Source organism: Arthrobacter sp. 35/47, from assembly GCF_000520475.1.
Taxonomy (GTDB): Bacteria; Actinomycetota; Actinomycetes; order Actinomycetales; family Micrococcaceae; genus Arthrobacter_D; species Arthrobacter_D subterraneus.
This window is the reverse complement of the sequence record NZ_KI914603.1, coordinates 28,341-36,428: the sequence shown is the minus strand read 5'-3', so window position 1 is coordinate 36,428 and position 8,088 is coordinate 28,341. Positions and strand designations below refer to the sequence as shown.

General features: G+C 64.8%; 5 protein-coding genes. 2 read left to right on the top strand and 3 right to left on the bottom strand.

All coding sequences use genetic code 11. From position 1 onward, the window contains the following. Window positions 1-49 precede the first annotated feature (49 nt). Together X803_RS0110650 and X803_RS0110645 are read left to right on the top strand one after the other, a co-directional pair. On the top strand, window positions 50-841 hold the full coding sequence (locus tag X803_RS0110650) for a ZIP family metal transporter (RefSeq protein ID WP_026545125.1): 792 nt from the start codon (window positions 50-52) through the stop codon (window positions 839-841). Between the two features lie 23 nt (window positions 842-864). Continuing rightward, window positions 865-1,848 carry an aldo/keto reductase gene (locus tag X803_RS0110645; RefSeq protein ID WP_026545124.1) on the top strand — a complete coding sequence of 328 codons (984 nt, stop codon included), beginning with the start codon at window positions 865-867 and terminating at the stop codon, window positions 1,846-1,848. 186 nt (window positions 1,849-2,034) lie between these two features. Here the strand turns inward: X803_RS0110645 and X803_RS0110635 are convergent, their stop codons facing one another. The 3 genes from X803_RS0110635 to X803_RS21090 form a co-directional block, all read right to left on the bottom strand. Continuing rightward, entirely contained in the window at window positions 2,035-3,420 is a 1,386-nt protein-coding gene (locus X803_RS0110635) for an OFA family MFS transporter (protein ID WP_026545123.1), read from the bottom strand. A 154-nt stretch (window positions 3,421-3,574) separates the two neighbouring features. Next, window positions 3,575-5,641 carry a 4-alpha-glucanotransferase gene (malQ, locus tag X803_RS0110630; RefSeq protein WP_026545122.1) on the bottom strand — a complete coding sequence of 689 codons (2,067 nt, stop codon included), beginning with the start codon at window positions 5,639-5,641 and terminating at the stop codon, window positions 3,575-3,577. Between the two features lie 101 nt (window positions 5,642-5,742). After that, window positions 5,743-7,881 (bottom strand): FG-GAP-like repeat-containing protein, encoded by a 2,139-nt coding sequence (locus X803_RS21090; protein ID WP_051470666.1) that lies wholly within the window; start codon window positions 7,879-7,881, stop codon window positions 5,743-5,745. Between the last annotated feature and the right edge of the window lie 207 nt (window positions 7,882-8,088).

Here is an 8,088-nt window from a genome sequence, read left to right as displayed (position 1 = left end):
CCGGAAGCCGGCCCCCCACGGGCGCGTCCACGCTCCTATACTGGCGCGCATGGGAACGTCGCTGCTGTTCGGGGTCATCGCGTCAACGCCGCTCATTATCGGCTCACTCATCGGTATCCGCTTCGAACTGCCGAAGCGGATCCTCGCGATGCTGCTGGCTTTCGCCGCCGGATCGCTCATCACGGCCCTGGCGTTCGAGCTGTTCTTCGATGCCTACGAGCACGGCGGAATAGTCCTTGCCGCGGGCGGGCTGTTCGCCGGTGCCGTGGTCTTCACCGTGCTGAGCGCCCTGTTGGACAAGTGGGCCCAGCCGGGAGAGCAGGACGTTCCGGCTGACGAATACCAGGGCAGCGCCAAACTCGATACCGACGCCGCCGCGCAGGAGAAGAAGTCATCAAGCGTCTCCACGCGTGGAGCAGCGGGACTCGCGCTTCTCGCCGCGGTCACACTCGACGGCGTCCCGGAGAACGTGGCCCTCGGCGTAGCCCTGGGTGAGGGCACGGGCGGGCTGGCGCTCCTCGCCGCGATCTTTGTCTCCAACCTGCCCGAGGCTCTGGTCGGCTCGTCCTCGATGCAGAGCCAGGGCATGTCCAGGGGCAAGATCCTCGGCCTCTGGACAGCATGTGCGGTACTGCTGGTGGCCGCCGTCGTGATCGGTGCCGGTCCGCTCTCCGGCGCGGATCCGCAAACCATCTCACTACCCCTGGCCTTTGCCGCCGGTGCCGTGATCGCGTCCCTGGCGGATACCCTGATGCCTGAGGCGTATGAACACGGCGGGCCCGCCGTTGCCCTGAGCACGGCGGCAGGTTTTGTCCTGGCGTTCGTCCTGTCGCTGATGTGAGTCTGCCGCCCTATAGTCGAACAATGGAACAACGCACTCTTGGCAAGACAACACGCAATGTATCGGTGATCGGGCTGGGTACGTGGCAGCTCGGGGCGGACTGGGGCTCAGTCGAGCCGAAGGACGCCACCGCCGTCCTGGAAGCCGCCGCTGACGCGGGCGTGAACTTTTTCGATACCGCGGATGTCTACGGCGACGGACGCAGCGAGCAGACCATCGGCGCATTCCTCGAGCAAAACCCGGGACTGGACATCACTGTCGCCACCAAGATGGGCCGACGCGTGGACCAGGTTCCGGAGAACTACACCCTCAGCAACTTCCGCGAGTGGACCGATCGCTCGCGCCGCAACCTCCGGCAGGACACCCTGGACCTCGTCCAACTGCACTGCCCTCCCTCCGCCGTGTACTCCTCAACCGAGGTGTACGACGCACTGGACACACTCGTGTCAGAAGGAGTGATCCGGAACTACGGAGTCAGTGTGGAGAGGACCGATGAGGCTCTCGAAGCAATCCGGCGGGGCAACACCGCCACCGTACAGATCATCCTCAACGCCTTCCGCCTCAAGCCGCTCGATGAAGTACTTCCCGCCGCGCGGCAGGCCGGCGTCGGAATTATCGCCAGGGTTCCGCTGGCTTCGGGGCTCCTGTCCGGCAAATACAGCAAGGACACCGCGTTCCCCGAAGATGACCACCGCAACTACAACCGGACGGGTGCGGCGTTCGACGTCGGCGAGACGTTCTCGGGAGTGGACTTCGAGACCGGCCTGGCAGCGGCACAGGAGTTCAGCGCCCTGGTGCCGGACGGCGTGAGCACAGCCCAGGCGGCGCTCGCCTGGATCATCGCGCAGAACGGCGTGAGCACCGTAATCCCCGGAGCCCGGTCCGCTGCCCAGGCACGGGCAAACGCCGAAGCCGGGGGACATTCCGAGGTCGGCAATAGCATGAGCGCCGGTGTCCGGGACATTTACGACCGGTACTTCCGGGAAGCCGTCCATCCGCGCTGGTAGGTACGTGTACCCCACAGAAGACCGCCGCCGTCAACATCGTCCACGGCGGCGTCTTCTGGTCTGTCAATTCCGGGCTAGCCAGTGAACAGTGCGGCCACCCGGGTGAGTGTCATAAAGATCCCGTAGGCCAGGGGCACTGCCACGAGTGCCCAGACAACGGTCAGTCGTGCCTTGCTGATTTCCATCTCATGCCTCCATTGCGGGTTCGGTAATTGTCTTCTTCGGTTCGTGGAAGCGCGAATCCACAGGCTTGATCAGCAGGTTTGCAATGAACCCGATGATCAGCAGGCCAACCATGGTTAGGAGGGCGGGCTGGTAATCCGCCGCAACCAATTGCCCGGGAGTACCGCGTGCATCAAGGAACCCGTTCACGATCAGCGGTCCGGCGATGCCGGCTGCGGACCAGGCCGTCAGGAGGCGGCCGTGGATGGCGCCCACCTGGAACGTGCCGAACAGGTCGCGGAGGTACGCCGGGACAGTGGCGAAACCGCCGCCGTAGAAGGAGATGATCACAAACGCGAGCAGCACGTAGAGGATGGTGGTTGAGGCACCCGCAAGGGCAAGTACCGTGTAAAGGATGGCACCGACACCGAGGTACACCATGTAGATGCGTTTGCGGCCAATGTGGTCCGAGGTGCTCGACCAGACAAACCGACCCGCCATGTTGCCGATGGACAGCAGACCGACAAAACCGCCGGCCACCGCCACCGAAACGGCGCTGATGCCGTCAGGCTGGCGGAAGAAGTCCTGGATCATGGGTGCAGCCTGCTCAAGAATGCCGATCCCGGCCGTGACGTTGCAGAAGAGCACAATCCAGATCAGCCAGAACTGCTTGGTGCGGATGGCGTTCTTGGCCGACACATGGTCAGTGGTGACAAGCGGCTTCGACTTCAGCGTGCTCGGATCGAACCCTTCCGGACGCCAGTCCGCAGCGGGAACCTTGATGGTGAAAGCACCGAACACCATGTAGATGAGGTAGATCACTGCGAGTGTCACGAAGAGCATTCCCACGGCTTCACCGCTGGCAACCCATCCTTCAGCGCCCGAGTTCGGGTCATACATCCTGAGCAGCTGGGTGGACAGCGGGCTGGCGATCAGCGCACCGCCGCCGAACCCCATGATCGCCATTCCGGTGGCCAGTCCCGGCCGGTCCGGGAACCACTTGATCAGCGTGGACACGGGCGAGATGTAGCCGATACCGAGGCCGATTCCGCCGATGACGCCGTAGCCGAGATAGACCAGCCAGAGCTGGTTGGTGAAGATGCCGAGAGCACCCACCAGGAAGCCGCTCACCCAGAACATTGCTGAGGTGAACATGGCCTTGCGCGGTCCGTTCGTGTCAACCCAGGTGCCCATGACGGCCGCGGACAGGCCGAGCATCACAATGGCGATGGAGAAGATCAGACCGATCTGCGTCAGACTTGCGTCGAAGTGTTCCACCAGCGCCGTCTTGTAGACGCTGGTTGCGTATGCCTGGCCGATGCACAAATGCACGGCGAGTGCTGCCGGCGGAATCAGCCAGCGGTTGAATCCGGGTGGGGCTATGGTGTGATCCCTGTCGAGCCAGCTCATGGACGGAATGCCTCTTTCTCTATTGTTGGACGTCATCGTCCGCTCAGCCCCCACCACAGAATATTGTGCATTAGGTCACACGTTGCCTGGAGCAAGCACCGCCGTCGTGCGGTGAACGGTCATTCTGACGCGATGAACGGTGTTCGTAGTCGGTTTACGGTTGGATGGAACGCACCAGCGATTCGAACCGGGCCAGCTCAGCCAGGTCCTCAACGAGCACGACGCCGTCCGGACCCGCCAGCGGGACCTGCCAGTTGGGATACTGCTCGGCTGTGGTGCCTGGCTGGTTCTGCGTCCGCTCCTCGCCGACGGCGTCCGTCAACGCTACACCGAGCAGCACGGACGGCGTTGTCGCGATGAACGTGTGCATGGCCTCGACCGTCTCCTGCACCGTTGCCGGCCGGGTGCCGGTGGTGGAGCGGACCAGCGACAGCACCTGCTCCTGCGCTTCCCGGTCCGCTTCTTTCTCCTCCTCCACAGGCCTGCCCAACAGACCCAGCCGCTCACGCAGTTCCACGTGCCGTCCGGCGAGGTAGCCGGCGCTGGGCGGCAGGTCGTGGGTGGTGACCGTGGTGAGGCACGCTGTCCGGTACTGCTCGGCGGGACGCGGTTCGTCGTCGTCGTACTCAAACCAGAGGATTGAGGTGCCCAGGACGCCGCGCTCCGCCAGGTACTCCTGCACTCCGGGCTCGAAGACGCCGAGGTCTTCACCGACCACCACGGCACCTGCCCGTTCCGCTTCCAGGGCGAGGATGCCGATGAGGGCCTCGTGGTCGTAATAGACGTAGGCGCCGTCACCGGGGCTGGAGCCCTGCGGGATCCACCAGAGGCGGAACAGTCCGAGGATGTGGTCGATACGGATCCCGCCTGCATGGCGAAGGATGGTTCGCAGCATGTCCCGGTAGGGGGCGTAGCCGGATTCCGCGAGCCGTTCCGGGTGCCAGGGCGGCTGGGCCCAGTCCTGTCCCTGCTGGTTGAACATGTCCGGCGGCGCGCCGACGCTGATTCCCGAGGCCAGGACGTCGCGGAGGGTCCACGCGTCGGCGCCGGCGGGATGGACCCCAACCGCGAGGTCGTGCATGATACCGAGGTTCATCCCGGCTGCGGCTGCGGCCCGCTGCGCTGACTCGAGCTGTTCGTCGCAGAGCCACTGCAGCCAGGCATGGAACTCGATCCGGGAACCGAGCCGTACCCGCTGGGCCTCGAGGTATTCGGGATCCTCCCACTCAGCAGCACCCTCCGGGAGCGTCTCGGCGAGCGCCGACCACAGTGCGAAGTTCTCCAGGCCGGGGCCTGCCTCCTCGCGGAACCGCTGGAAGGCTTCCTCCCGTTCGGGAGTACGTCCGACGGCGAAGATCAGCTCCAGCGCCTGCAGTTTGGCGGCGTAGCTCGGGTCCCGGTCAATCACTTCTGCATTGTGGTTCGCGGCCTTAAACCCGGCGGCCAGGTTGCGGACCGTCTCCGCCTCCGCCCCGGACAGACCGCCGAATTCCGCAACGTTCTCCACCCTGAGATAGATGGGGTTGAAGAACCGGCGGGTACTCGGAAGGTAGGGAGACGCCTCCACTGGAGGCTTGGGCTGCGCCGCGTGCAGCGGGTTGATCAGCACAAAGCCCGCACCCTTCGCAGCGGAAATCTCGGCAAGCCGCGCGAGGTCGTCGAGGTCCCCGATTCCCCACGAGGCCTCCGAGCGAACCGAATACAGCTGCGCCATGAGCCCCCAGGTGCGGGTCAGCCTGTCGGCGGTGCTGAGCCGTCTCGGAGTCACCACCAGCGCGCAGCTGGTCTCGGCCGAGCCGACGGACGCAACCAGCGAATGCCAGCCGAGCGGCAGATCGGGCGGCAGGTCCACAGCAAAGCGGCTGATCCCATCCGCGTCCCCGGTCTGGGGGCTGCCCACGGTCAGCGGCAGCTCCGTCCCGTCCTCCAGTTCGATGCGCAGGGACGGCGCGGCGCCGGAAGGCACATTCACGGGCACAGTGGTGGGATCGCCCTGGCGGACGACGACGGCGGCAGGAAGCGTCCGCGCCCACGGCGCGCGTTCTGCAGCGCGGAGGGAGGCTGCGATGTCGTCGTCGGTTGCGCAGTCAACTCCCAGCGCGGTGAGGACCGACACCAGGGTGTCATCGCTGACCGTCCGGGGCGCGCCGTCCCACCCCTTGAAGGTGGTTCCGACGCGGTACTGCTCGGCAAGGTGCTGGAGGGGAGTTTGCTCAGCCATCTTCCTAATCTATTGGTTGGAGGCGCGTCCTGCTGACATGCAGGAGATCCCCTCCTGCCTAAGCGGGAGGGGATCTCCTGTTGTTCAGGTGGTTCGGTCAGCTACTGGACGATGGTGAAACCACCCCAGCCGTTGCCGATCTGGGTGCGGGATCCCACGAAACCGCCGGTGCCGCTGCCGCGGTAGACGAAGAGCCTGCCGGTGCTGTCGCGGGCCACCAGGTCACTGTTGGCGTCTGCAGTGCTCCAGGCACCTTGACCGGTGATGGTGTAACCGTTCCAGCCTGAGCCGATCTGGTTGGCGGTCCCGAACCGGCCGGTGCCGTTGCCGCGGTAGAGCCAGAGGGCGCCGGTGGAGGTGCGGGCGATGACGTCGGAGTTGCCGTCACCGCTGAAGTCACCGGTTCCGACGATTGCGGTCATGCCGCCCCATCCGGAACCGGGCTGGGTGCGGGTTCCCCAACCGCTGGCCCCGTTGCCGGGGTAGAGGTAGAGAGCGCCGGTGGAGCTGCGTGCCAGCAGGTCAACCCTGCCGTCGCCGTTGAAGTCACCCGGTGTGATCAGCGCGGTCATGCCCTGCCAGCCGTTGCCGACCTGGACGCCGCCGTTGATCCGTCCGGTTCCGGTTCCGGTGTAGAGCCAGAGCCGTCCGGAGGTGTCGCGGGCCAGGATGTCGGAGCGTCCGTCGCCGCTGAAGTCACCCGGTTGCAGGATGGCGTTCATGGAACCCCAGCCGCTGCCGATCTGGATCCGGCTGCCGAAGCCGCCTGCGGCGGTCGAGGGGTAGAGCCAGAGCCGTCCGCCGGAGTCCCGTGCCACGATGTCGGGGTTGCCGTCACCGTTCATGTCCTTCTGCTCGGCGGTGCCGGCAGGAGGTGGCGGTGGTGGCGGTGTGCCGGTGCCGATGCGCCAGGTGTAGGTGGCGTTGGCGCCGGTGTTGCCCGCGACGTCCGTTGCCCGGACGTTGAAGGTGTAGTCACCGTTCAGCTGCGCGTCGTAGGTGTGCGGCGAGGTGCATGGCGCGAAGATCGGGTTGCTGGGAAGCAACTGGCATTCGAAGTTTGCGTTCGCCTCCGACGTGAAGCTGAGGGTCGGGGTAGCGTCTGCGCTGGGGTTGGACGGCAGCGGTGGTGCCACCGACGCCGCCGGGGCTACCGTGTCAACTGTCATGGCAAGCGGTGCGGAATCGAGGTTCGGGTCCCCGTTGATCCTCGCAATGATGCGATGCGTTCCATTAGCGAGCGGCGTTACGGCCGTCAGCGAGTAGGCACCGCCGGTTGCAACAGTAGTCACACCGGTTGCGACACCGTCGACAACAAGTTCCACCGTTGATCCCGCCGTGGCCGTGCCGTTGAAGGTAGGCGTCGTCGCGTTGGTGATGTTGTCAGCGCTGGAACGGCCCGTATCGCTGCCGGCCGCGAGGTCCGGCGTGGACGGTGCTCCATCCACATCGGTGGAAATGACGCCCTGTATGGCGAACCGGTCCACCGTCAGAGTGTTCACACCAGGTCCACCCGCGTTCGGCCCGTCGACCCGGACAAAGTTATTGCCCGACGGCGCACCCGTAACGGGCAGTGAGGCGTTGATACTTCCGATCGTGCCCGGCGCCGCGCCTTCCTGTCGAAGGAAGGTGGCAGTCTGTCCGGGTCCGCCGAAATCGCCGAGGAACGCATCACGGGCAAGATCAAAATTGCAGGGCGATGTTGCGCAATCCCCCTCGTCGATCGTGACATTGATACCACCAGCAGCGGCGGTGAAGGTGTGCACGCCGTATGGGTGGGTGATGATGTAGTCAGCGCCGTTGACCAGTCCGGTCAAGCGGAATCGAAGCCGTGCAAAGGCAATCTGCTCACCCGCGGTTGCCTCCTCGGTAGTATGAGCTGCTTCCAGAGCAGCCTCGTACAAGCCGAGGTTTCCGCCCGAAGCTTCGGCTGCGAACCAGAAGGATTCACCCGGGAAATTATCCGGATGGGAGATAGGTGCGTTCGGGTCCGGCAGTTCAGCAAGACATCCCTCGTCGGGATCAACGCACAGCTTCAGGCGGACCGTTCCATCCGAGTACCAGGCCGGATACCCGGTCGCCGCATCGATGGGACCAACGGCGGCAAGTTCCGCCTGAGCGGGTGTTGCTGCAAGAGGCGCAAGTGCCGTAATGAGCAGTGCGCTGGTAAGAACAGATGATGTGAGACGAATTGTACGGCGCCCATAAGGGGGGCTGACCGCAGGTTGGTGGTTGGACATTTCAGAGCTCCCTCGTTTTGTAACCGAAACCATGCTTACTAACGGGCCCGGTTTCCACAGGGTGCTCCCCATTCCTTGGACAATTCTTGGGAAACCATAGAGGGCGTTCTTCAAACCGGTTTTATGACGCTAGTATTCGGGTTCCTACTCGGGAGTAGCATTAGATATGGCCGGTTCCGGCTGGCGGAGCCGGCCGCTGAAAGGGCC